At 48.6% G+C, this 23491-nt stretch carries 27 protein-coding genes; 21 read left to right on the top strand and 6 right to left on the bottom strand.

What is annotated here, in order from left to right; translation table 11 throughout:
- The first annotated feature begins 83 nt into the window (after positions 1-83).
- The 5 genes from KJS65_RS12675 (at position 84) to KJS65_RS12655 (ending at position 4037) form a co-directional block, all read left to right on the top strand.
- Entirely contained in the window at positions 84-1754 is a 1671-nt protein-coding gene (locus KJS65_RS12675) for a glycoside hydrolase family 13 protein (RefSeq protein ID WP_213650110.1), read from the top strand.
- A 422-nt stretch (positions 1755-2176) separates the two neighbouring features.
- On the top strand, positions 2177-2395 hold the full coding sequence (locus KJS65_RS12670; RefSeq protein ID WP_136606845.1) for a helix-turn-helix domain-containing protein: 219 nt from the start codon (positions 2177-2179) through the stop codon (positions 2393-2395).
- A gap of 219 nt (positions 2396-2614) precedes the next feature.
- Entirely contained in the window at positions 2615-3427 is an 813-nt protein-coding gene (locus KJS65_RS12665) for a glycoside hydrolase family 25 protein (RefSeq protein WP_213650109.1), read from the top strand.
- Positions 3428-3545: 118 nt separating this feature from the next.
- Entirely contained in the window at positions 3546-3656 is a 111-nt protein-coding gene (locus KJS65_RS12660) for a sporulation protein YjcZ (RefSeq protein ID WP_201452276.1), read from the top strand.
- Between the two features lie 138 nt (positions 3657-3794).
- Complete coding sequence (locus tag KJS65_RS12655; RefSeq protein ID WP_244864508.1) at positions 3795-4037, top strand: hypothetical protein; 243 nt, start codon at positions 3795-3797, stop codon at positions 4035-4037.
- A 136-nt stretch (positions 4038-4173) separates the two neighbouring features.
- Here the strand turns inward: KJS65_RS12655 and KJS65_RS12650 are convergent, their stop codons facing one another.
- From KJS65_RS12650 to KJS65_RS12640, 3 genes are all read right to left on the bottom strand, one after another.
- Positions 4174-4500: an SPW repeat protein gene (locus KJS65_RS12650; protein ID WP_213650108.1), complete on the bottom strand. Its 327-nt coding sequence runs from the start codon at positions 4498-4500 to the stop codon at positions 4174-4176.
- A 233-nt stretch (positions 4501-4733) separates the two neighbouring features.
- The gene (locus KJS65_RS12645) at positions 4734-5030 is read right to left on the bottom strand and encodes a hypothetical protein (RefSeq protein WP_213650847.1); all 297 of its coding nucleotides are present in this window, start codon (positions 5028-5030) and stop codon (positions 4734-4736) included.
- 331 nt (positions 5031-5361) lie between these two features.
- Entirely contained in the window at positions 5362-5955 is a 594-nt protein-coding gene (locus KJS65_RS12640) for a hypothetical protein (protein ID WP_213650107.1), read from the bottom strand.
- A 377-nt stretch (positions 5956-6332) separates the two neighbouring features.
- Between KJS65_RS12640 and KJS65_RS12635 the strand changes: the two genes are divergently transcribed.
- Positions 6333-7889 (top strand): FAD-dependent oxidoreductase, encoded by a 1557-nt coding sequence (locus tag KJS65_RS12635; protein WP_213650106.1) that lies wholly within the window; start codon positions 6333-6335, stop codon positions 7887-7889.
- Positions 7890-7996: 107 nt separating this feature from the next.
- A complete protein-coding gene (locus KJS65_RS12630) occupies positions 7997-8341 on the top strand; it encodes a WGxxGxxG family protein (RefSeq protein WP_244864507.1) in 345 nt (114 codons plus the stop codon).
- An 86-nt stretch (positions 8342-8427) separates the two neighbouring features.
- Here the strand turns inward: KJS65_RS12630 and KJS65_RS12625 are convergent, their stop codons facing one another.
- Entirely contained in the window at positions 8428-9264 is an 837-nt protein-coding gene (locus KJS65_RS12625; protein WP_213650105.1) for an alpha/beta hydrolase family protein, read from the bottom strand.
- A gap of 256 nt (positions 9265-9520) precedes the next feature.
- Here KJS65_RS12625 and KJS65_RS12620 point away from each other — a divergent pair, with 256 nt between their 5' ends.
- From KJS65_RS12620 to coaD, 3 genes are all read left to right on the top strand, one after another.
- Positions 9521-10411: a cation diffusion facilitator family transporter gene (locus KJS65_RS12620; protein WP_213650104.1), complete on the top strand. Its 891-nt coding sequence runs from the start codon at positions 9521-9523 to the stop codon at positions 10409-10411.
- 303 nt (positions 10412-10714) lie between these two features.
- Positions 10715-11329: a 16S rRNA (guanine(966)-N(2))-methyltransferase RsmD gene (gene rsmD, locus KJS65_RS12615; protein ID WP_213650103.1), complete on the top strand. Its 615-nt coding sequence runs from the start codon at positions 10715-10717 to the stop codon at positions 11327-11329.
- Positions 11313-11807, top strand: coding sequence for a pantetheine-phosphate adenylyltransferase (gene coaD, locus KJS65_RS12610; protein WP_213650102.1), 495 nt, complete (start codon positions 11313-11315; stop codon positions 11805-11807). Before rsmD ends, coaD begins: the two co-directional genes overlap by 17 nt.
- A 3-nt stretch (positions 11808-11810) precedes the next feature.
- Here the strand turns inward: coaD and KJS65_RS12605 are convergent, their stop codons facing one another.
- Positions 11811-13037 carry a nucleoside recognition domain-containing protein gene (locus tag KJS65_RS12605; protein ID WP_213650101.1) on the bottom strand — a complete coding sequence of 409 codons (1227 nt, stop codon included), beginning with the start codon at positions 13035-13037 and terminating at the stop codon, positions 11811-11813.
- Positions 13038-13138: 101 nt separating this feature from the next.
- On the opposite strand from KJS65_RS12605, the gene KJS65_RS12600 reads away from it, so the two are divergent.
- Positions 13139-14179 carry a SepM family pheromone-processing serine protease gene (locus KJS65_RS12600; RefSeq protein WP_213650793.1) on the top strand — a complete coding sequence of 347 codons (1041 nt, stop codon included), beginning with the start codon at positions 13139-13141 and terminating at the stop codon, positions 14177-14179.
- Here the strand turns inward: KJS65_RS12600 and KJS65_RS12595 are convergent.
- Positions 14176-15414, bottom strand: a complete 1239-nt coding sequence (locus tag KJS65_RS12595) for a nucleotidyltransferase (protein ID WP_213650792.1) — start codon at positions 15412-15414, stop codon at positions 14176-14178. The two genes, KJS65_RS12600 and KJS65_RS12595, sit on opposite strands and share 4 nt — an antisense overlap.
- A gap of 249 nt (positions 15415-15663) precedes the next feature.
- On the opposite strand from KJS65_RS12595, the gene KJS65_RS12590 reads away from it, so the two are divergent.
- The 10 genes from KJS65_RS12590 to rnc all read left to right on the top strand — a co-directional run bounded on the left by KJS65_RS12590 (position 15664) and on the right by rnc (position 23381).
- A complete protein-coding gene (locus KJS65_RS12590) occupies positions 15664-16173 on the top strand; it encodes a YceD family protein (RefSeq protein WP_213650100.1) in 510 nt (169 codons plus the stop codon).
- Positions 16174-16234: 61 nt separating this feature from the next.
- Positions 16235-16408 (top strand): 50S ribosomal protein L32, encoded by a 174-nt coding sequence (gene rpmF, locus KJS65_RS12585; protein ID WP_036645943.1) that lies wholly within the window; start codon positions 16235-16237, stop codon positions 16406-16408.
- A 209-nt stretch (positions 16409-16617) separates the two neighbouring features.
- Entirely contained in the window at positions 16618-17196 is a 579-nt protein-coding gene (fapR, locus tag KJS65_RS12580; RefSeq protein ID WP_136604589.1) for a transcription factor FapR, read from the top strand.
- Position 17197: 1 nt separating this feature from the next.
- The gene (gene plsX, locus KJS65_RS12575; RefSeq protein ID WP_213650099.1) at positions 17198-18208 is read left to right on the top strand and encodes a phosphate acyltransferase PlsX; all 1011 of its coding nucleotides are present in this window, start codon (positions 17198-17200) and stop codon (positions 18206-18208) included.
- Complete coding sequence (locus tag KJS65_RS12570; protein WP_213650098.1) at positions 18205-19194, top strand: beta-ketoacyl-ACP synthase III; 990 nt, start codon at positions 18205-18207, stop codon at positions 19192-19194. Before plsX ends, KJS65_RS12570 begins: the two co-directional genes overlap by 4 nt.
- A gap of 45 nt (positions 19195-19239) precedes the next feature.
- Positions 19240-20163 (top strand): ACP S-malonyltransferase, encoded by a 924-nt coding sequence (gene fabD / locus KJS65_RS12565; RefSeq protein ID WP_213650097.1) that lies wholly within the window; start codon positions 19240-19242, stop codon positions 20161-20163.
- A gap of 47 nt (positions 20164-20210) precedes the next feature.
- Entirely contained in the window at positions 20211-20960 is a 750-nt protein-coding gene (gene fabG, locus KJS65_RS12560; RefSeq protein ID WP_213650096.1) for a 3-oxoacyl-[acyl-carrier-protein] reductase, read from the top strand.
- 98 nt (positions 20961-21058) lie between these two features.
- Complete coding sequence (gene acpP / locus KJS65_RS12555; protein WP_019638123.1) at positions 21059-21292, top strand: acyl carrier protein; 234 nt, start codon at positions 21059-21061, stop codon at positions 21290-21292.
- A gap of 139 nt (positions 21293-21431) precedes the next feature.
- A complete protein-coding gene (gene fabF / locus KJS65_RS12550) occupies positions 21432-22670 on the top strand; it encodes a beta-ketoacyl-ACP synthase II (RefSeq protein WP_213650095.1) in 1239 nt (412 codons plus the stop codon).
- Between the two features lie 12 nt (positions 22671-22682).
- A complete protein-coding gene (gene rnc / locus KJS65_RS12545; RefSeq protein WP_136604595.1) occupies positions 22683-23381 on the top strand; it encodes a ribonuclease III in 699 nt (232 codons plus the stop codon).
- The last annotated feature ends 110 nt before the right edge of the window (positions 23382-23491 follow it).

Below are 23491 nucleotides of genomic sequence, written 5' to 3'. Positions count from 1 at the left end.
TATCGTTTTTAAGATATAGCAGGAGTAGTATAAAAAGGGAAAACCAAACGGAAAGTACTTCTTAGGAGAAGGGAGCGGTTATCATGGAACAAGCCTTTTGGAAAGAAGCAGTTGTGTATCAAATATATCCTCGCAGCTTCAAGGACAGTAATGGTGACGGCATTGGGGATCTTCAGGGTATTCTATCGAAACTGGATTATTTAAAGGAATTAGGCGTAGACGTCATCTGGTTGTCTCCAGTATACAAATCCCCTAATGATGATAACGGATACGATATCAGTGATTACTATGACATTATGGATGAATTTGGAACACTGAAGGATTGGGAGGAACTGCTTGCAGGACTGCATAACCGCGGAATGAAGCTGATGATGGACCTGGTGGTCAATCACTCCTCGGACGAGCATGCGTGGTTCATGGAGTCCCGTTCGTCGAAGGACAATCCTTACCGCGATTACTACATCTGGCGTCCCGGCCATGAAGACGGAAGCGAACCTAACAACTGGACCTCCTTTTTCAGCGGCTCGGCATGGCAGTATGACGATACGACTGCGGAGTACTATCTGCATCTGTTCACGAAAAAGCAGCCGGATCTGAACTGGGAAAATCCAAAGCTGCGCCAGTCCATTTACGATATGATGACATTTTGGCTGGATCAAGGTGTGGACGGTTTCCGGATGGATGTGATCAATTTAATCTCGAAGGCTCCGGGACTTCCGGATGATGGAAAAGAAGGACTTAGTGACGGCAGCCCTTATTATATGAATGGACCGCGTATCCATGAATTTTTGCGAGAAATGAATGAGCAGGTTCTGTCCAAATACGAAGTCATGACTGTTGGTGAGGCTCCGGGAGCAACGGTGGAAGAAGCAATCAAATATACTGGGAAAGATCGTCATGAGCTGCAAATGGTATTTCAGTTCGAGCATATGGACGTAGACTCGGGAGCAGAGGGTAAATGGGATTTGGTACCTTGGACGCTGCCGAAGCTGCGCGAGGTTTTGCATAAATGGCAGACAGGCCTGGCAGAGGATGGCTGGAACAGCCTCTATCTGAACAACCATGACCAGCCGCGGATGGTATCCCGGTTCGGTAATGATCAGGAATATCGCGGTGAATCGGCAAAAATGCTGGCTACTTTGCTTCATACGCTGAAGGGAACCCCGTATATTTATCAGGGTGAAGAGCTGGGCATGACGAATGTGAAGTTCACCAGCATTGAAGAATACCGGGATGTAGAAATCCATAATATGTACAATGAAAAGGTCGTGCAGGGCGGAGCCGACCCGGGCACCATTATGCAGGCGATCGAAACCAAGGGCCGTGATAATGCCCGTACCCCGATGCAGTGGAACACGGAAGCCAATGCAGGGTTTACGACAGGAACCCCTTGGATCGGTGTGAACCCGAATTACACCGAGATCAATGCCGAAGCTGCCGTTGCCGATCCCCAGTCTATTTTCCACTATTACCGCAAGCTGATTGCCCTCCGCAAACAGAATCCGGTTATGGTGTACGGTGATTATGAGCTGATCATGCAGGATCATGAGCAAATTTATGCTTACACACGTACGTTGAATCAGGAAAAATGGCTGATTGTTCTGAATTTTACGGGTGAATCGGTCATGCTTGATCTTCCGGATGGCCTCCGTACAGAGGGTGGCAGAATGATTATTACCAACTATCCTGAAGATGGAATGAATGCCGGTGAACTCCGGCCATACGAAGCAAGAGTATACAGCTTAAAAGTATAGAAACAGGAAAAAATGCTGCATCCCTCTGAGGATTGCGGCATCTTTTTTTGCGCCCTGGAGACCTGCAAGGCTATACTTAATATGAAGGTGAATCCAGCCCCTTCTCCACAATTATTACACACAAGGAAAAGCATGGCTGGCGCATGGAGTGACCTCTGACCGGGTGCTCGCCCGAATCCGCTTCTTGTAGGCAGAGCTGCCGGATGTTTATACGCTTGTTTCCGGATTGATTCACGATGCGGTTGATAAGGGATATTTATTACCTTAGTGAGCTCAAAAGAGAGCCTAACTGACTATATATTATTTCCGATCAAGGAAAATGTATTTATTTACCATGATTAACAAGGGTCTTTCGAACTATTTGTGTAATTGGGATGAAAAGAAGCAGGCCATCCGCCGATAAATTAGTTGAGGTGATACGGATGGCCAAAAAGGGACAGACTTTCTGCTCTTACAGTTTGGATACCAAGAAGAGGGCTGTGGACATGCGTCTTCAAGGGATGACCAAAAAGGAAGTGGCCGAAGCGTTGGGAATTGCTGATATCGGCCGTTTAAAGGTATGGATGAGAAAATACCGAGAGCTGGGGGATTCCGGATTAATAGACCAGCGGGGACGATCCAAAGAAACGCTTCATGTGTAAGCATTGCAATGATGATTAGCCTGAATACAATGAAGGGGAAGGAAGCCTGTTAATAGGGCTTCTTTTTTTTATGGGGACAATAACCGGTAACAAGCGCATATTTTTGATGAAGAAGGGAGGATCGTCCATGCAGGACTGCTACCCCTATACATAATTATAGTTGTGAGGATATTCAAAACCTGATGCAGTTTAAAAGGTTACAACATGGAGGTGGCTGCTGTGCAAAGCCGAAGCGATAATCATGCCAAAGGTATCGATGTATCTCATTGGCAGGGAGTGATCGACTGGAAGCAAGTCAAGAATGCAGGCTATTCCTTTGTGTTTATGAAAGCAACCGAAGGAACGAAGCTGGTGGATGACCGATTCAGGGTAAACGCTCAAGGCGCCAGATCAGCAGGATTGCTGACGGGAGCATACCATTTGACACGGGCTAAGAAGCCGGATGATGTCAAGGTGGAGCTGGAGCATTTCGTACAGGTTGTCGAAAGTGCTGGAGGTTTGGGCGCATACAAGCTGCCATTTGTGCTGGATATTGAGACGAAGGAAGGCGGAACGCGCGCGAATATTTCGGCAGTCGTACATGAATGGATCAAGCAATTTAAGCTGCGGACAGGCCGAACGCTTATGATGTACACCTTTCCCAGCTTTATAGACACCTCCCTCGACAGTACATTCGGAAGTGTTCCGTTATGGTATGCCTATTACAACAGTGGTACCCCGGCCAATAAAGGCGGATGGACTTCATGGGAGTTTATTCAATACACGAATAAGGGCCGGGTCCCCGGTATTAGCGGCAGTGTGGATTTGGATGAATATAAAGGAAGTGAGGCGGAATTAATGGCTGCATATAACTCTCCTCAGCCTGAGTCACAGCCGAAAATTCCTGCTTGGAAAGAGGCGGGAAGACAGTGGCTGGTTGATCATGCGGGAATCAGTACGGACTGGAAGGCTGACGATCAACTGGATATCGGCACACTTGGGGCAATTTTGTCCAAATATACGGAGGCTGTTGTTAACAAGAAGAGTGAATAAGACAGGCAGATGCTCATGAAAATAGGCTCCTTTTCAAACATGAAATGGGGAGGAGTCTATGCCAAATGTCCCGAGATCCACATATTTTAGAGTATGTTACAGGGAAGGAGGGAATGGAATGAGCGGAGTTGTTGGCGGAGTTGGTTGTTACAATCCTTTCGCTTCTACAGGTGCCATTTTGGTTCTCTTTATATTGCTGGTTATTATCACGCGTTCTTTCTGGTTGTAATCGATTAGATACTCCCATAGATCGCAGCTTTCCCGAAATCGCCTGCCCGCGGCATCATAAATCCGCGGCAGGTGGTTTTTCTTGTCTGCTGATTCATTTCATTTAGAAGGGGTATTCTTATCCAAGAGGTGAAACAACATGGAAAAGAAGGAACCTGTCCACGAACCGGTAAACCGTCCGGAAGAGCATGAACAGAAGCATATGGATCACCCTGAACAATACTTAACGGAAAAAGAAAGTTTGTTTGACCGTTTTGAAAGTGAACGCAACGTTGACCCTATCCCGGTTGAAGAATTAAATGAGAAGGTTAAGGACGAGAGCAACAAGGATCATACCAAAGATACATCGTCCACTGAGAAAAAATATAGCGCCGATTATTAATTGAAAAAAGGGGGATCCCGTCTTCGAGACCGGGACCTCCCTTTTTTCTGTGAAACTTGCGCGGTACACAGGTGAATGGACGCCCCTGTTGGCTAACAGAAACTATACCCCTTACTAAGAAAGGTGACCCTGACCGTTAATCCTTTGCAGATAAGGTAATCAAATTCAGGAGAACCGTTACTCCGCCCAAAATGATACTGCTCCACATGACATTGGATTCGACGGTATAAACAAACGGAAAAACGATAAACCAAGCGCCGGCGAGCAGTGAAATCCAATTTTGCCAGGAGCCCCAGCCCGACCCGGAAAAAGCCCATAGCGATACGACTAGCTGAACAGCTCCCACAATGACACTCGTCCATAAAGCTCCCTTGTCATCTGAGTACCCTGCAATCCAGGGTGCCATAATAAACCAGATACCGATCAATGCGACAATGGTATTATCGACGCTTCTTAACTTCATCCACACACCTCCGTTTAAAATCAATGCCAACATGAGGGTACGTAAAAATCATATGCGATAAAATAGGGATCATTACAAGAATATGTAAATGTGGACATGATATATATCCAAAAAGCGACTTGAATCAACGATTAATAAATCAGATCGAAAGTTGAAAACTCCTGTTATGGATCAAAATTTTGACTTATCCAAACAAAAAAAGAAGGCAGATCAGCGCTGCCTTCGGATGATTCCTAAGATCTTGAACGTCTGTTTACGCCTCTGGGTCCACCACCGTGATGGCCGCCACCGCCGCCAGGTCCTCCCGGTCCACCTGGCCCGCCTGGTCCCCAAGGTCCGCCGCCGTGATGACCGGGCCCTCCTGGACCACCCGGGCCGGGTCCGCCATGATATCCGCCTGGAAAGCCGCCTGGATAATTAAAGTACCACCATGGGTAAGGAGTGGGGTAAGGGTACGGATAAAAAGGATATGGATATGGGTAAGGGGAGGGATAGAAAGAAGAGGACGGGCTGTATGGATTGTAAGACATTCGCATTCCTCCTGTAAGTTACGATTTATATCAGAGTATGCTGTGTCCGCAAATCATGATCATAGCCCGGAAAAAATGGGCATTCGCTGAACGGAATACATTTTTAACAAAAATTAATGCTGGAATAAGGAATCTTTCATGTTTCATTAGGCTTGGTTCTGTATATTTATATGTATAACCCCCTTTGATATAAATGTACGGATTTGACCCTGCCGATGAGAAATCTGCAGGGTTCTTTTTTATACCTGTTTTCCCGCCATACAGAGGAATAGTTCGATAAATGGGAAAACGGATACACCCCAATGGGACGTATCCGTTTGTTAGTCATCTGCTATTTTTGATATGCTCTCAATTTTAATTGGTCTCTGTGGAGAAGCGACTTGTATAGATGCGGATGGATTTTGTACCAGGTTGCATGTTTGAAGATGTCGGCATAGTTTTCCACAGGAATCTTCAGTATGTCTTGCCCCTTTTGCATATCCGCACGGTTAATCGCAATTCTGACCAGTTCTTTAGTGACAGGTTTCCCGTTTGCTGGCTTCGGATCACCAAGCAGGCAAATTTCCACCGTGCCAATCCCTTTGTTCTCAAACAGCATTCCGCTATAAGCCAATAGCGTTCCAGCTGCGTCCGACATCAATTGATCCGGATCTGTGATTTCATGATTCAGATTCACAGTTACCGTTTTGTTGTTGGCTCCCTGGAGCTGTATGTCCTTGGTTTGATTAATTCCGATGACTCCATCGCCGGATATGCCGGCGAGAACAAGCTTAACGCTCTCGCGGGTGACTTCAGCATTGGACCAGACATCCTTTTTCTGCGCAACGTTAACCTTGGCTGGCTCAGAATTACGTGAACAGGAAGCCAGCAGGAAACATGCGGCAATCATCATGCATATAACCTTAAAAGGCGATCTGGGCTGCAACTTCATCCCCCTTTCTTTAAAGCATGATATAAAAAAGTCTATCAGAACGCAAACAAGAATGGAATACATAAGCCATTTATGACAAATTAGACAAAATACCGTTACAAAATTTTAAACTCTCTAGTCTACTAATGCCATGAAGGAGGCAGCTATTTATGAAGAGAAACTATATTATGGATAAAATATTCATTTTTGTGTAAAATGGTGTACATATTCTCCTCGCAGTCATATAATACCAATAATACTTGAGGAGTATGCTAATTTATGCTCCAAACGAATAATGTATAGCCTGCCTTCGTATTTTTGTAAGCGTTTAACCATGAGACACTACTAAATACTTCATTTTAGGAATGAAAATGGGACAGGAGCGATGAACCATGTTTGATTTGATCATATTCGGCGGCGGATTAGGAGGCTGTGCAGCAGCTATGGCGGCCTGTTCGCAAGGGCTTAAGGTGCTCATGACGGAAGAAACGGACTGGATCGGCGGCCAGAGCACTTCCCAAGCTGTGCCTCCGGATGAGCATCCATGGATAGAGGAGTTTGGCTGCACGGCGAAGTACCGTCAATACCGCGAAGATATTCGTACATATTATTTGAAAAATATGCCGGTTGCCGGTGCCGCGAGCAGGGAAGGCTTCAATCCTGGAGGGGCGATAGTAAGCAACATCTCGCATGATCCGCGGGTGTCCGTGCATGTCCTGAACGAAATGCTGAGTCCTTATTTGCTGACCGGAAGGCTTACCCTTTTGCTGGAAACGGCTGCCGTTTCGGTGACTAGAACGGAAAGGTCGCTTCAATGTGCTGAATTGATGTCTTTGAGAACCGGTGAGCGCATGACGGTAGAAGGAAGTTATTTTATCGATGCCACCGAAACGGGGGATATACTGCCCATGGCTTCGATGGAATATGTCACAGGCTCTGAAAGCCGTGAAGAAACCGGTGAACCGCATGCGACAGAGAAGGCTGATCCGAACAATATTCAAGGCTTTACGTATGTACTCGCCTTTGAATATGACGAGAACGGAAGTCATGTGATTCCTAAACCTGAAATGTACGACTTCTGGAAAGAGTATCAACCAGCCCATTGGCCTGATAAAATGCTTAGTTTAGTCGGTCCGCATCCGGTTACGCTGGAACGCCGGGAATATGCCTTGTTTGCGGATGGAAGCAAATTCCCTTTGTGGAAATACCGCAGGGTGTATTCCAAGGAACAGTATGATGTCGCAGATGCCAATGAGGTCACACTGCTGAACTGGCCGCAAAACGATTATTTTATCGGGAATATTTACGAGGTGTCTGAGGAGGACAAGAAGAAGCATCTGCATGGTGCACAGCAGTTAAGTCTCTCCCTTTTGTATTGGCTGCAGACAGAAGCGCCGAGACCCGATGGAGGCAGCGGATACCCCGGACTGCGGTTAAGAGGCGATGTGGTAGGAACACCGACAGGCTTTGCCAAAGCACCTTACATTCGCGAGTCCAGAAGGATCAGGGGTTTATACACGATTACAGAGCAGGATGTATCGCCAGCAAGTCAGACTGCTAGATCCGCTAAAAAGTATGAGGACCGGGTCGGTCTGGGATCTTACAGTATTGATCTTCATCCGAGCTTTACAGGCGTCAGCTATGTGGATATCCCAGCTCTGCCTTATCATATTCCGCTTGGAGCTCTCATCCCGCGGGATATGGATAATTTGCTTGCCGGGAACAAAAACATCGGAACAACGCATATAACGAACGGCTGCTACCGCCTTCATCCGACGGAATGGAATATCGGCGAGGTATGCGGAGAACTGGCGGCCTACTGTATTCAGCATGACTGTCAGCCAGCGGAGGTCAGGGGAAATACGAACACGCTGCATGATTTCCAGCAAACCCTCCGAGAGGCAGGCGTACAGTTGGAATGGCCGGATGAATTTTATGAGCAACGCTAAGGAATAAGCATTTCAAATCTGCAGCCGCCCGGCTTATTACGGGGAACGGCTGCTGTTTTTTTGCCTGGAGACTTTGCATAGGAAAGGAGCGCTTGGGGAACCTTATCATGGAAAATAATTTTGTCGGAGGTGAAATGACCATGAGAAGAAAAGCTGTGGTGCTGCTGCTGTCTGCAAGCATCTGCCTGACTCTGGCTGTACCCGCGTGGGCTGAAGGGGATTACAACATGCATCACCAGATGAACGGTGTTAATCAGACGAATGATGTAAATCAGTCTCATACAGTGACCGAAAATGTGAGAGATCTAAAGCATGATCTGAAACGGGATACCATCCGCACCAATTCCTTCGATGATACCGGGGTTAACCGAACCAACTGGGGCTTTCTCGGTTTGTTCGGATTGCTTGGCCTTGCCGGCTTGATGAAGCGGAGCCGAGATCCTAGACGTTGATTGGATTTATAATACTCTGCTTGAAAATGCAAAAAGGCAGCTCGCAGCGCTTAACGCCTGACCTGCCTTTTTTGTGTGCGTATGAATCAATGCGCACGTATCCAGTCGAACATCCTCTCAATCGCTCGCATATGCATTTCCGGAGGCATATGATGCCCGTAGTTCTCATACCAGTGCATATCAACATCTGCGCCTACTTCCTTCAGACGGTTATACATTTGAAGTCCATGGCTGGAATGAACCTGTTCGTCATCGCTTCCTTGAACGATAAGTACCGGACAGTGGAAGCGTTCAGCCATATGAACGGGAGAACGTGCCTGATATGCTTCGGGAACTTTTGCCGGATTACCGACAACCCTCTTTAGCATCCGCCTTAGGTCAACCCGTTCCTCATAGGTTTTGGCAAGATCGGATACACCGCCCCAAAGGACAAGCTGCCGGATATAATCTGTCTCGGATGCCGCATAAGCAGCATTCACCGAACCCCGGGAGAATCCCATTGCGGACATGCGCTGAGTATCGATAAAAGGAAGGCTTGAGAGCAGGCGGCAGGCTGCCGGAACATCCTCCATATCCCCGCCCCCGAACTCATCCCGGCCTTCTCCCCCTTCAGTACCGCGATACACCGGTGCAAATACGATAAATCCGTTTCGTGAAAAGCGCTCAAGCCATTCGGTCTTCACCTGGCCCACTCTGCCGATCCCTCCCCGGCAATAAATGAGAACAGGCCACTTCCGTTCGTTAATATCTTGCTGTTCTTCTTTAATATTGTTAGCGATTACCGTCATAGGCATTTCCGCCGGACCGTATACCTGATGGACCTGCGCATTCAATTCGTCAAGATCAAGTTTATAGCCATATGGCAGCGAAAGATATCCTTTCACTTTGTATTCACCTGAGAGATAAGTCATATGGATCATCATGGTTATCACTGCCTTTTTAGATTACTTCTATAAAAGTTTGTTAGATGATTGTACTATTGCATCGACGAAAAGAGAAGCTAACCGGCAACGGATAGTCTAGTAAATGACCTGATGAAACTAAATTGGTCATGTGCAATAAAGTTTGGCATGTACTTGTTTTTATGAGGCCGGACAAAACTGTTTCTCTAGACCCACACAAAAACCTTGATGTAAGATGATTTAGCATTTAATAAATTCAAGGCAGGTATAAGGGTCAATGTATAGGAAAAAGACAGAGTTAGCAGTAATGATTAGTCTCATCAGTAATTTGGTCTTAACTGGATTGAAAATTGTGGTGGGACTATTATTCAAAAGCCAAGTTCTGATAGCAGATGGAATACATAATGCCGGTGATGTGGTAGCATCCTTTGCAGCACTAACTTCCACTAGAATTTCGAAAAAGCCGGCGGACGAAGATCATCCGTATGGTCATGGAAAAGCGGAGGTCATCGCATCAGCCGTTGTCGCCATTATTTTAGCTTTGGCAGCTATGTTCATGGTCTACAAATCAATAGAGGCTCTTTTTCAACCAGCCGCTGAAGCAAGCGTGATTGCCTTCGCTGCGGCTTTGATCTCTCTCATTTGGAAGCAATGGTTATATGTACACTGCATGCGCATTGGGAGAGCTGAAAACAGTAAAAGCTTAATAGCGACGGCATACGATCATGTTGCTGACGTGTATGCTTCTGTCGCAGCCGCCTTTGGCATCGGGATCGCTTTGGTCGGCGATCACTATAATATTCCTTTTACCCAATATGGTGATCCCATAGCAGGCATTATCGTATCTTATTTTGTCGGTCGCCTGGCATATAAGATGGCGAGGGAATCCGTAGATATACTTATGGAAAAGAACATTTCCGAGGCTGAACTGGAACAATTAAAAGAAATCGTCGGCACGGTTCCAAACGTCAAGCGGATTGATAAAATTCGCGCGCGTGAGCTGGGAAATTATATTATTGTTGATGTCAGAGTGAGCATTCCTAATGAATTGACGGTACAGCAGGGTCATGATGTTAGTAAGGAAATAAAGAATTCCATTAAAGGTCAAATTGGTTTGGTTGAAGAGGTATTGGTTCACATCAATCCATGGTACCAAGAAGATGAATGAACATTGAACAATAAGAAGGTCATTAAAAATAAAATCGGGCGCCCCTTTCGGGGCGCCCTTTCATGGGAGAGGAGAAACCGGACGAAGAGCTTATGGGGAAACGTAAGCTTTCCGCGGTTGTCTACGACATTCGTTTGATGTCGATAGTTAAAGCATTCCCCGGATAAACCGTTTTATACATCCTTTGCCAAAAAAGATAGCCAAGGTTTCATTTTTCAAATTCGGGATGGTTGTGGTACGATATCGTCAGAAATAGACAGCATTGGATCATAGATTTTTATATGTAGAATGGGTGATCATAACGTGAGAGTGGTAGCGGGTAGCGCTAAAGGAAGACCGCTTAAAGCGGTACCGGGCATGGGCACAAGGCCGACAACCGATAAAGTGAAAGAAGCGATTTTTAGCATGATCGGTCCCTTTTTTGACGGGGGAACAGCTCTGGATTTGTTTGCCGGAACCGGCGGACTGGCGATCGAAGCGCTGAGCAGGGGCATAGACAAGGCCGTATTTATTGATATGGATCCGAAAAGCATTGAAACCGTCCGCGCCAACTTGAAGGCTACCAAGCTGGAGGGACAGGCCGAGGTTTATAGAAATGAAGCGGAACGTGCGCTCAAGGTGCTTGAAAAACGGGGAATATCTTTGGATGTTGTATTTCTGGATCCGCCATACCGTATGAAAAACGGGGACAAGCTTATGCAATTGATGCATGAAAAAAGCATGCTGAAAAGCGGGGCAACGATTGTTCTCGAGCATGATTCCGGATATGAATATCCTGGCGAATTCGGCCACTTTTCCTGCATTCGTCATGCCGTGTACGGGGAAACGGCTGTTTCCATATATAAATATAACGAAAATGAAGCGGCCTTGTCCGAAGATGAAGCCGCTGGGGAGGCCGAGCATGATATCGACGAATAGACGAGTAGCAGTATACCCGGGCAGTTTTGATCCGGTCACGATGGGGCATCTGGATATCATTCAGCGTGCGGCAAGGCAGTTTGACGTTCTTGTCGTTGCAGTGCTTAACAATCGGAGCAAAAATCCGCTCTTTAGCATTGAAGAACGGATGGACTTGATCCGCCAGGTTACGGCTCATCTTCCCAACGTAGAGGTGGACAGCTTCCGGGATTTGACAGCGAATTATGTAAGGCTCCGGAATGCGCAGGCGATTGTCCGCGGGGTGCGGTCCGTAACGGATTTTGAATATGAACTGCAAATGGCGTCCACCAACCACAAGCTGAATCCGGATGCCGAAACGGTATTTATGATGACAAATCCGAAATACTCTTATTTAAGCTCAAGCATTGTGAAAGAAATAGCCGCGTTCCACGGAGATGTGAAGGATTTGGTGCCTCTTGAAGTGGAGAAAGCCATGCGGAACAAATATACAGAATAACGGTTAACGCGTGCTTTTTCGACGATAAACCTGCAGCAGCATGAACAAAAGGGAAATCCCAAGCATTAGAGCCAGCAGGATGCCCTGCCATTGCAGGAGCTGCGGGATGACCCGCCATAAGCTGAAAACTCCACTTAAATCTGTCTGGAGCTGCCCTCTGTTATTGAATACCGAGCTGGCATTTTCCGGCAGGAACCGAATGAGCGGCCAGGTGAGCCAGGTTGCAGTGAAAGCAAGAATTCCATGTAGAAGACGAACGGAGGTAAAGCGCAGCCAATGCATGCCGGTTTTTCTTAAGACCGACATCGATTGCACCAGGGCGCTAATACCGCTAAAGCCGAGCAGAGCGGAGACTACGGACCACTGCAATCTGCCTGAGTCAAATGCAGCTGTGCTGACGTCTTTGGCCCCGAGATGCACTTCAAACAGGCCGGACAGCCAATATTCAGGGAAGCTATCGGGGATGAGCCGGCTTGCTATTTGGATGATAACCGCAAAAATAATGATATATCCGCCGACCATCATCAAGGTTTGAACGGCATGTGTAACCGAATCTCCCAGCATTCTGCCGAAGCTGCGGCCGTCCTTGGCATGGGCCTGCTTGGCTGAATGCAGGGATCGATAGAACAAGGATCGGTTTTTTTTGCCTTTGGCTTCCTTGCCGGAAATGTTTTGGATGGACTCCTCACCTGGATGTCCCATGCTTCTGTTGAGGAGCAGGAAGGCCAGGATCCCGGCTATCCAGTGAACCCCTAGAACGATATATCCTGCCGCCGGTTCATGCATCAGACCTGTAGCAATCACGACCAGAATCAGCATTGGATTGCAGAAATGCGAGAGAGCAGCGAGCCTATTCGAATCCTTGGCGCTCAAATCGCCCTGATCGTACAGTTGACGAGCAGCCTGGGCACCTCCGGGAAAGCCGGTAGTCATTCCCATCGCGAGTACCCAGCCTCCGATACCAGGAAGCTTGAAGAGCCGGTTCATCAGCGGTTCAAGCCATGCCCCGAGGGCATGAATCCAGCCGTATGCGATCAGCATTTCAGACAGCACTAGAAAAGGAAGCAGCGCCGGGAATACAATCTGCCACCACAACTGAAGACCCTGCAAAGATGCCTGAAAGGCAGGAGCGGGGGAACTGACAACGGCAGCCACCAGCGCAAGCGCACCCGTACCAAGCAAAAAAGTAGCGGAAGCGGGCTTGAAGCGGAGAGGGGCTTTTTTTTTCATGATTTTCACCTCTTCTGAGTAAACATAGCTAGTACCCAATCTATGCGGGTGAGACAACCATAAGACCAGGGAGCAGGATGGGAATGAGAGAAGGAAATAAGATGCAGTACAAGAAAAGACGCGAAGGACTACGCCTGGTCCTTTACCTTTTTATGGTGGCATTGCTGGTATACGTCACGGTTTATATGCCAACGCCGTATATCATTTACCAGCCGGGAAGCGCGGATGTGGTTAAGCCTATGCTTTCGGTTCAAAAAGGGGATCATGAGGAAAAAGGTACATTCATGATGACGACGGTGTCAGCCAGCTACGCCAATCTGGTTATGCTCGTTGTTTCGGCTTTTAATCCGAATGCCGAGATCGATCAGAAGCAAGCCAGACTGGGTGACAAAAGCGAAGATGAATATGCAGCCGAGCAGGTGTATCTCATGAGTGATTCGCAATCCTCCGCAGTGGAAGCAGCATACCATGAGGCTGATGTACCATACAGCATCGTTCCCCAGTATTTATTTATTTTTTCGACGCCTGAGGGAGACGAAGCGCGGAAAAATTTCAAGCCTGGTGACCGCCTTTCCGAAGTGGATGGACAACCCGTAACCAATAACGACAGCTTAAGCAGTCTCCTTAAAACAAAGAAGGTTGGAGACGTGGTTACCGTGAAGCTGATCCGCGGCGGCAAGCCGCTGGAGGAAAAGGTGAATCTTATCGAGCTTAAGGACAAGGACACGAACAAGACTCGTCCGGGGCTGGGTGTAACCATAGCGACGATGCAGAAGGTGGAATCCAAGGATCCGGGGCTTCGGGTGAATTTTGCGAATACCCGCGTCGGAGGACCGTCAGCGGGGCTTATGTTTACCATGGAGATTTACAACCAGCTGACAGAGGGAGATTTGACCAAAGGTTATCAGGTAGCCGGAACGGGAACCATTGATAAGGACGGCAAGGTGGGTCCGATCGGCGGAGTTCAACATAAAATTGTCGCCGCCGACCGGAAGCATGCTGAATTTTTCTTTGTTCCAAAGGATAATTATGCCGAAGCAAAAGCCAAAGCCGATAAAATAAAAACCGGCATGAAGCTCGTGCCAGTGAATACACTCGAAGACGCCATCAAGTATATGGATGCCCTCCAAGCTAAATCTTAATGGAATAGACGGATAGGACCCTCCAGATAATCTCTGAAGATGTCACGGACTTCAGGTCTTGGGAAGGCATTGGCATAGGCCGCAGATGTTCGCAGATCCAGCTCCAGCTGGGGATGCTCGATGGAAGACGGTTTGACGATGACCGGCAAGGTTGCCGTCTTCTTCATCTGCTTCAGGAGCTTTTGCCCTGCGCTGCTAAACCCAAGTACACGCAGATATCCGGGACCCTGGGAGAGCATGGACGGAGACATTTCTTCTTTGGTATGACGCAGCAAAATATGGGCAAGCATCCGCTGCAGCTTCGTATGCGTGTAGCGCTTGGTCTTGAGAGCCTGCAGCAGCTCGTCCACATGCGGTTCCTTCAGGGAATAGATGAGACGCTTCAGACGGTGCTCAAGCCCTTCTGTGACCTCATGAAGGCTTTCCAAATATTGCGGAGAACTGGTGAGGAGCAGATGCATCAGCGTTCCGCGGAAGGATTCCCAGGTCACAGGTCCGCGCCCTTCGTCAAATTCACGGGAGAGAATGCTAAGCGTTGATTCCGGTAAATAAGGTGCCGCAGCGTTCAGATCCTGTGTAAGCAGCATGCGGCGTACAGCCGTCGCGCTTGCAACCGCCGAGTGGGCAGGCATTTCATCATGATAGCCCGCATGGATTCTTGGAATGGTAAACGGGCGGATGGAGCTATTTAGACGGTTCAGAGCAATCAGATAATGAAGACCGAGCGTGTGATTGGGCTTCTGAAGTACATGGAGAAGCTCGCTTTCTTCGCCCGGAAATCCCATTACAGCAGCAGCGGCCCTGCTATAGGCTGCCGGATAGTTCATTCCTGCGCTCAGATGAAAGCTGATTTGCTCCTGAAGCTCCGGGCTTTCTTCAGCGAGTATGCGCGAGAGAGGAAGCAGCAGATCAAGCGTGCCGCTCTCCGTCCCGAAGCAGAGGCTGTCCACGACACCAGTGGCATGGAGAAGAGCAGCACCGCCATAAGCGAACCATTCCGCGGGCTGGACGGCATAGGAAGCTGGCAGCTCGATCACAAGATCGACCCCCATGGCCAATGCCATTTCAGTTCGGGCGAACTTACTGATGATCCCCGGCTCACCGCGCTGAAGAAAGGGACCGCTAAGGATAGCCACGGAATAATCTGCACCCGAAATTTCCTTGGCTCTGGTATAATGATGAACATGGCCGTTATGTAAAGGGTTGTATTCGACAATTAATCCGACGACAGACACAGAAAGTTCAACTCCATCCGTATGTTGATTCATATAAAATATATCATAAAAGCTTATCATCCCTGCAACAATAACTATTGCAGCTTCTTTACAGCAGGATGGCGGCTTTAAAACGATGTTTTGCTTATGTGAATATGGGGAGAAAGTCCAAACTTTTATATATCACTTAAAAGTAAAGTAAAGGTCAAACTATTGACAAAGCTTCCTGGAAATCGGTATAATAATTTTTGTTTGTTTGGAGTGATATTGATGCACTTTCAATTTAGAAAAATGGCAGCCAGCAGCGAGCCGCTGCAGGTGCGTCTGCAAGTGGATGTAAGTCGTTTAGTTCAAGGCACTGGCGATATCAAGATTCCTCAGCCGCTTTTAGCGGAGCTGAAGGCAGCTTATGTCGGTGAAGATACGGTAGATGTTCAAGGAAAGCTCTCAGTAGAGCTGGACATGTCATGCTCCCGCTGCTTGAAACCTGTGCACCAGCATCTGGACATTCCATTCCACGAGCAGTTTAAGCTTGTGAAGCAGCCTGAAGAGGTTCAGGATGAGAATGATGATACCAACTACGTGAATGATGAAAATGTGGATCTTGTTCCGTACGTGGAGGAATCATTTGTGCTTCATATCCCGATGACTGCAGTTTGCAAGGAGACTTGCAAGGGCCTTTGCCCGAGCTGTGGAGCGGACTTGAATGAAGGCACCTGCGACTGCGACACGGAAGTGGTCGATCCAAGGCTTGCGGCGCTAAAAGATTTTTTCGAATGAGCATTCAAGCATTTTGCCGGGGCTATAAGCTCTCGGTTGATTGAAATAAGGAGGTGGGAACATGGCAGTACCTCAACGGAGAACGTCCAAAACACGTCGCGACAAGCGTCGTACTCACTTTAAACTGGCAGTGCCGGGCATGGTGAAATGTGAACAATGCGGAGAATTGAAGCTTGCTCACCACGTATGCAAAGTGTGCGGAACGTATAAATCAAGAGAAATTATTTCGCAATAATGCGAGAGATCAAGTAGTACTTCATCTATGGTGAGGTGCTATTTTTTTTGTCTGCTCTTCCTTTTTGGCTTAGCATGCTTTATACTGTTTTAGTACCAGGTTCTAAAATGATTCGGAAAAATAGCTGTATACTATATGATATTCATAACGGCTTGAGAAAGCCGGTTTTATAATAAGGTGAAGCATAGGAGGTGCCTCTGATCGAACGGTTGCCCAAGAAACAGCGACATCAGCATCTATTGAAACTTATTGAAGAAAATCCGTTTGTGACGGACCGCGAATTGACCCGAGAGCTGAAGGTCAGCATTCAAACCATACGTCTGGATCGAATGGAACTTGGAATACCGGAGCTGCGGGAGCGCATGAAGCAGATGGCTGAGCACTCGTATGACCAGGTGCGTTCGCTGCCGCTGGACGAAGTGGTCGGCGAGGTTGTGGACCTGCAGCTGGATAAGAGCGGCATCTCCATTTTTGAAATCCGCGATGAGCATGTATTTTCGCGGACGCAAATTGCTCGTGGACATTATGTTTTTGCACAGGCCAACTCTCTCGCGGTAGCCCTCATCAATGATGAGATTGCGCTAACCGCATCGGCGGACATCCGGTTTTTGCGACAGGTGCACATGGGGGAGAAATGCATCGCCAAAGCCTATGTCAGATCGATGAACGGGCATAAGGGAAAGGCGAAGGTGGAAGTATTCACTTACGTAGGCGAGGAAATGGTGTTCCAGGGCAATTTTGTCATTTACCGGTCAACAGGGGAAGAAAACTTTGAAGGAGGAATGTAGTATGCGGATCGCCATTGATGCCATGGGAGGCGACAACGCTCCTGAATGCAATGTCGAGGGGGCACTGGCCGCAGCTGCGGAATGGAAGGACACCCATATTGTCTTAGTGGGGGATGAATCCAAAATTCAACCGCTGCTCAGTAAACACGGTGGACAGGTTCCCTCCAATCTCAGTGTTCACCATGCAGGAGAGGTCATCGGGCCAGAAGATGAGCCTGTTAAGGCGGTGCGACGCAAAAAGGATGCATCCATGGTCGTGGCTGGACGCATGCTGAAAGATAAAGAAGCTGATGCAATGATATCAGCCGGCAACACGGGCGCACTGATGACAACGGGTCTTCTGATCGTCGGCCGGATGGAAGGGATTGAACGGCCGGCTCTTGCTCCAATGATTCCGACGCTGGACGGCTCGGGGGTACTGGCACTGGATCTTGGCGCCAATATGGATGCAAAGCCGGAGCATCTAGCGCAATATGCGCTGATGGGCAGCTTGTATCGGCAAAAGGTAATGGGCGTTGAGCGTCCGCGTGTGGGTCTGCTCAATGTAGGTACCGAGCCTGGCAAAGGGAATGAGCTGACGAAGCATACCTTCCCTCTGCTGGAGCAGATGCCGATTCATTTTGTCGGTAACGTGGAGGCGCGCGACATCATGAACGGTACCTGTGATGTTTTGGTTTGTGATGGCTTTGCGGGCAATATCCTGCTTAAGTCGATTGAGGGTACTGCAGGAGCTATGTTCAAGCTTTTAAAGGAACAGTTCTCCCAGAATATCAAAAGCAAACTGGGTGCAGCGATGCTGATGCCTCAGCTTCGCGGCCTTAAGGATAAATTGGATTACAAGGAACACGGCGGAGCCCCTCTCCTTGGTCTTAGTGGACTTGTTGTCAAAAGTCACGGATCGGCAGATGGTAACGCGATCAAGAATTCCGTACGCCAAGCCAGAATCGCAATTCAAAGTCAATTGGTTGAAAGCATTTCAAACGAAATCAGCGGGAAGAGAGTGACGTTATGAGTAATTTACGGCCAGTAGGGATTATCGGCACAGGAATGTATGTCCCAGAGAAGATTCTGACCAATGCCGACCTGGAAAAAATGGTAGAAACGAATGATGAATGGATCGTATCACGTACTGGGATTCGCGAACGTCATATTGCGGCAGAAGACCAGGCAACATCCGATCTGTGTTATGAAGCTGCTGTAAAGGCACTCGCTTCTGCAGGGATGACGGCGGATCAACTCGATTTGATTATCATTGCTACCGTTACGCCGGATACGTTTTTTCCATCCACCGCTTGTATTTTGCAGGATAAGCTGGGCGCTAAAAAGGCTGCGGCATTCGATCTGTCAGCTGCATGCTCTGGATTCGTTTATGGTCTTGCAACCGCAAGAAACTTTATCACCACAGGCATGTATAACAATGCACTGGTAATTGGCGCTGATAGTTTGTCACGGATCACCGACTATACTGACCGCAATACATGCGTCCTGTTCGGAGATGGTGCGGGTGCTGTCATTCTTGGCGAAGTACCTGAAGGCCGGGGGTTCCAATCCTTCGATCTTGGAGCGGAGGGCGCAGGAGGAAACTTGCTGAAGCTCGAAGCAGGGGGCTCAAGACTTCCATCCTCGGTAGAAACCGTTGAAGGCAAAAAGCATTATATCTACATGAACGGACGCGAAGTATTCAAATTTGCAGTCCGCGTAATGAATACGGCAACGGAAACCGTTCTGAAGAAGGCGGGCAAGACCAAGGAAGATATCGACTTGTTCGTGCCTCATCAGGCCAATATCCGCATTATTCAATCCGCAATGGAGCGGCTTGATGTGTCCGCAGACAAATGCGTTATCAATGTTGATAAATATGCCAATACATCCGCAGCCTCCATACCGCTGGCTCTGGTGGAAGCGGCTGAACAGGGAAGAATGAAGGAAGGCGACTGTGTGCTAATGGTCGGCTTCGGCGGAGGCCTGACCTGGGGAGCATCCGTACTAATCTGGTAATCATTATATATTCCTTTGAATCATGGCAATGAGAGGAGCCGGAAAATGGGTAAAACGGCATTTGTATTTCCCGGGCAGGGAGCCCAATCTGTAGGAATGGGGAAAGATTTTTATGAGGCGGTTCCTGCCTCACGTGATATCATAGACCGCGCGGACAACGCGCTGGGATTCTCACTGTCTTCACTGATGTTTGAAGGACCTGACAGCGAGTTGAAGAAAACTTACAATACGCAGCCTGCTCTGCTTACTGCAAGCACTGCTGCACTCGCGGCTCTCCGTGAGAAAGGCATTACCCCGGATTATGTGGCTGGCCACAGTCTGGGCGAATACAGCGCTCTGGTTGCTTCGGATGTTCTCAGCTTTGAGGATGCGGTAGCAATCGTGCGTGCACGGGGTGAATACATGGAAGCTGCCGTTCCTGGGGGACAGGGAGCCATGGCTGCGGTGCTGGGTGCAGACCGTGCAGCGCTTAAGGAACTCTGCCGCAGCATTACCGAGAACGGACAGCTGGTTGAATTGGCCAACATCAACTGCCCTGGGCAGATTGTGGTTTCCGGCTCCAAGGAAGGCGTTGCCGCCGCAGGCGAGCGCGTCAAAGAAGCGGGCGGCAAAAGAGCGATTCCGCTTGAGGTCAGCGGACCTTTTCACTCATCCCTGATGAAAGAAGCCGCGCAGCGGCTGGCGGACAAGCTGGGTGCCGTATCTTTTCAGGAGCCTTCGATCCCGGTTGTGGCCAATGTCACCGCCCGCCCTGCAGAAAGCGCTGAGAATATCCGCGGACTTCTGGTGGAGCAGGTTTATTCTCCTGTACTTTGGGAGGACACGGTTGCTTATCTGATCGCAGAAGGTGTCGACACATTTGTTGAGATTGGTCCGGGTAACGTCTTGACCGGCTTGATCAAAAAAATGGATAAGACCGTAAAGCTCATCAATGTGAATACACTGGAGAGTCTTTCCGAAAGCTTCTAAGCCTTCATGATGGTAACCCGTATACCAAGAAGAAAGGAGAATAATGCATGTCTAAACCATTGCAAGGACAAGCTGCGCTGGTGACTGGTGCTTCCCGCGGAATCGGCCGCAGCATCGCACTGGCTCTGGCAGAGGCTGGAGCCAACGTAGCCGTCAATTACTCGGGCAGTGAAGCTGCAGCCCAGTCGGTAGTTGATGAGATCAAACAGCTTGGTGTTGAAGCGTTTGCCATTCAGGCGAATGTGGGTCAATCTGACCAGGCCGAGCAGCTGATCAAAGAAGTGAATCATGTTTTTGGCCGTATTGATATTCTAGTGAATAACGCTGGCATTACCAGAGACAATCTGATTATGCGTATGAAAGAGGAAGAGTTTGATCAAGTGATTGAAACCAACCTCAAGGGCGTATTTAACTGCCTCAAATCGGTCAGTCGTCCGATGATGAAGCAGCGCTATGGCCGCATTATCAATATATCGTCTGTTGTTGGAGTGCTCGGTAATGCGGGTCAGGCCAATTACGTCGCCGCGAAAGCGGGAGTGATTGGCCTGACGAAATCCTCTGCGCGAGAGCTTGCCTCCCGCGGCATTACAGTGAACTGCGTGGCTCCGGGCTTCATTGATACTGACATGACCCGCGAGCTTTCGGAAGAGCTGAGAGGGAAGATGATACAGGATATTCCGCTCGCCCGTCTTGGACAGCCGGAGGAAATTGCCAAGGTTGTGGTTTTCCTGGCTTCCGAAGGGGCATCCTATATGACAGGACAGACTCTTCATGTAGACGGCGGCATGTATATGTAACATCCAAAACAGGCCGAAAGCCTGAAAGAGAACCGTTTTCATCGCCTCTGGCATTTTGAAAACTTTTCTCGTATAATACCAAGGAGGAGGTGAACCGGATGTCCGATGTATTGGAGCGTGTAAAGCGCATCGTCGTGGATCGTTTGGGTGCTGACGAAGCTGAGGTAACACTGGAAGCATCTTTTAAAGATGATCTAGGTGCTGATTCTCTCGACGTTGTTGAACTAGTCATGGAATTGGAAGACGAATTTGATCTGGAAATCTCTGATGAAGATGCAGAGAAAATTACGACCGTAGGTGAAGTTGTAAATTACATACAATCTCATACCTAAGTCATTTTGATAAGTCCCGTACTGCTCTACAGGCGGGACTTCTCCTCATTTTTGAAAGTGAAAACAGCAATAACATGAATATAATTGCATTGGAACAATGGTTCATTGGTACATGCAGTCGATATAGAGGTGAGAGTATTTGAATCATAGAGTGGTTGTAACCGGAATGGGCGTAATGACGTCGCTCGGCCATGACCTGGATACGTTTTGGAACAACTTAATGACCGGTAAATCCGGTGTCTCCCGGATCGAATCCTTTGATGTCAGTGAATACCCTACACAAATAGCTGCTTCGATAAAGGACTTTAACCCTGAAGACTTTATGGACCGTAAGGATGCGCGTAAAATGGACCGTTTTGTCCAGCTTGCCGTGACTGCCGGGAAAGCAGCGCTTGAACACAGCGGCCTTGACATCCAAAAGGATGCTGACCCCAACCGTGTGGGAATTTCCATTGGATCGGGTATTGGCGGACTTGGAACATGGGAAGACCAGCATAATATTTTGCTCGAAAAAGGTCCTAAACGGGTTAGCCCGTTCTTTATTCCGATGATGATTGCCAACATGGCTTCCGGCCAGCTGTCAATCATGCTCGGTGCAAAAGGTCCAAACACTACGCCGGTGACGGCTTGTGCGACTGGATCACATGCAATTGGCGATTCATATAAGCTGATTCAGCGCGGGGATGCCGATGTCATGATCTGCGGTGGTGCGGAAGCAACGATTCGTCCAACAGGGATGGCAGGCTTCTGTGCGATGCGGGCGATGTCCACACGCAATGATGAACCCGAGAAGGCAAGCCGTCCATTTGATGTGGATCGCGATGGATTCATTATGGGCGAAGGTGCTGGCATTCTGGTCATCGAGTCGCTTGAGCATGCGCAAAAACGCGGAGCTCACATTATCGCGGAAGTGCTTGGCTACGGCCTCAGCGGAGATGCGCATCATATGACTGAGCCTGATCCGGACGGCCCGGCACGCTGCATGGCGATGGCGATACGCGACGCGGGAATCCAGCCGGAAGATGTGGACTACATTAATGCTCATGGAACTTCAACACCGGTAGGTGACCGTTCCGAGACGATTGCGATCAAGAAGGCTCTGGGAGAGCATGCCTACAAGGTAGCTGTGAGTTCCACTAAATCGATGACCGGCCATCTGCTTGGCGCCGCTGGCGGTGTTGAAGCCGTCATTTGTGGTTTGTCGCTGCAGAATCAAAGAATCGCGCCGACCATCAATCTTGACAACCAGGATCCGGAATGTGATCTGGACTATGTGCCGAACCATGCACGCGATGCCAAGCTTGACATTGTTATGTCCAACTCTTTTGGTTTTGGCGGCCATAACGCCACGATTATTTTAAAAAAATTCGATGAGTAAGGGGACGATTTGTTGAGTGGAGATCTGAAGCAGTTACAGCAGAAACTTCATATCCAATTTCACAATCGGCTGCTTCTGAAACAGGCCTTTACCCACGCTTCTTATGTCAACGAACACCGCTTTAGCCAGCAGCAGGATAATGAACGTCTGGAGTTTCTGGGCGACGCTGTGCTGGAGCTGACGGTATCCGAATATTTGTATCAACTTTTTCCGAACCGTCCGGAGGGTGAGCTGACAAAGCTGCGCGCGGCCATTGTCTGCGAGCCGTCACTCGTGAAGTTTGCGGAGAGCCTGGAATTCGGGCAGTATGTGCTGCTTGGCAAAGGTGAAGAGCTTACTGGCGGGCGTACCCGCCCGGCCTTGCTTGCAGATGTGTTTGAATCGTTTGTTGGAGCCTTGTACCTCGATCAGGGGCTGGAAGCAGCCCGTTCATTTTTGGAAGCATATATTTTTCCGCTGGTCGAAGCGGGTGGCAACCTTCAGATGAGCGATTTCAAAACAGAACTGCAGGAATTGACGCAGCATCATAATATGGGCGCTCTGGAATACCGGATTGTGGAAGAACGGGGTCCGGCGCATGAGCGTGAGTTTGTCTCCGAGGTTTATATGGGGAATGAGCGTGTGGGAAGAGGATCGGGCCGCTCCAAAAAAGAAGCCGAGCAGCAGGCTGCTGCAGTCGCTTTAAAGCAGCTGAAGCTGGCTGAAATTTGACGGCTCCCTGTAAATAGTCAAGGACAAACAAAGAGCAAAGAGCAGTCGCTAAAGATGAATGGCAGTAGCCTTCAGACTGCTTTTTGCTCTTTCTTCGTTGTTCAACCGGC

The sequence above is a fragment of the Paenibacillus sp. J23TS9 genome (assembly GCF_018403225.1).
Classification (GTDB): Bacteria; Bacillota; Bacilli; order Paenibacillales; family Paenibacillaceae; genus Paenibacillus_AQ.
Note: the sequence above shows the minus strand (reverse complement) of the source record. Positions and strands in the feature narration are given on the sequence as shown.

Coding starts and splice junctions, on each gene's coding strand:
- KJS65_RS12605 (WP_213650101.1), bottom strand. CDS start 13,037: ATGAAAAAAAAAGCCCCTCTCCGCTTCAAGCCCGCTTCCGCTACTTTT.
- KJS65_RS12675 (WP_213650110.1), top strand. CDS start 84: ATGGAACAAGCCTTTTGGAAAGAAGCAGTTGTGTATCAAATATATCCT.
- KJS65_RS12660 (WP_201452276.1), top strand. CDS start 3,546: ATGAGCGGAGTTGTTGGCGGAGTTGGTTGTTACAATCCTTTCGCTTCT.
- KJS65_RS12630 (WP_244864507.1), top strand. CDS start 7,997: ATGGAAAATAATTTTGTCGGAGGTGAAATGACCATGAGAAGAAAAGCT.
- fabG (WP_213650096.1), top strand. CDS start 20,211: ATGTCTAAACCATTGCAAGGACAAGCTGCGCTGGTGACTGGTGCTTCC.
- KJS65_RS12570 (WP_213650098.1), top strand. CDS start 18,205: ATGAGTAATTTACGGCCAGTAGGGATTATCGGCACAGGAATGTATGTC.
- KJS65_RS12625 (WP_213650105.1), bottom strand. CDS start 9,264: ATGATGATCCATATGACTTATCTCTCAGGTGAATACAAAGTGAAAGGA.
- KJS65_RS12650 (WP_213650108.1), bottom strand. CDS start 4,500: ATGAAGTTAAGAAGCGTCGATAATACCATTGTCGCATTGATCGGTATC.
- coaD (WP_213650102.1), top strand. CDS start 11,313: ATGATATCGACGAATAGACGAGTAGCAGTATACCCGGGCAGTTTTGAT.
- rpmF (WP_036645943.1), top strand. CDS start 16,235: ATGGCAGTACCTCAACGGAGAACGTCCAAAACACGTCGCGACAAGCGT.
- KJS65_RS12655 (WP_244864508.1), top strand. CDS start 3,795: ATGGAAAAGAAGGAACCTGTCCACGAACCGGTAAACCGTCCGGAAGAG.
- plsX (WP_213650099.1), top strand. CDS start 17,198: ATGCGGATCGCCATTGATGCCATGGGAGGCGACAACGCTCCTGAATGC.
- KJS65_RS12620 (WP_213650104.1), top strand. CDS start 9,521: ATGTATAGGAAAAAGACAGAGTTAGCAGTAATGATTAGTCTCATCAGT.
- KJS65_RS12590 (WP_213650100.1), top strand. CDS start 15,664: ATGCACTTTCAATTTAGAAAAATGGCAGCCAGCAGCGAGCCGCTGCAG.
- KJS65_RS12635 (WP_213650106.1), top strand. CDS start 6,333: ATGTTTGATTTGATCATATTCGGCGGCGGATTAGGAGGCTGTGCAGCA.
- fabD (WP_213650097.1), top strand. CDS start 19,240: ATGGGTAAAACGGCATTTGTATTTCCCGGGCAGGGAGCCCAATCTGTA.
- KJS65_RS12670 (WP_136606845.1), top strand. CDS start 2,177: ATGGCCAAAAAGGGACAGACTTTCTGCTCTTACAGTTTGGATACCAAG.
- KJS65_RS12645 (WP_213650847.1), bottom strand. CDS start 5,030: ATGTCTTACAATCCATACAGCCCGTCCTCTTCTTTCTATCCCTCCCCT.
- KJS65_RS12600 (WP_213650793.1), top strand. CDS start 13,139: ATGCAGTACAAGAAAAGACGCGAAGGACTACGCCTGGTCCTTTACCTT.
- acpP (WP_019638123.1), top strand. CDS start 21,059: ATGTCCGATGTATTGGAGCGTGTAAAGCGCATCGTCGTGGATCGTTTG.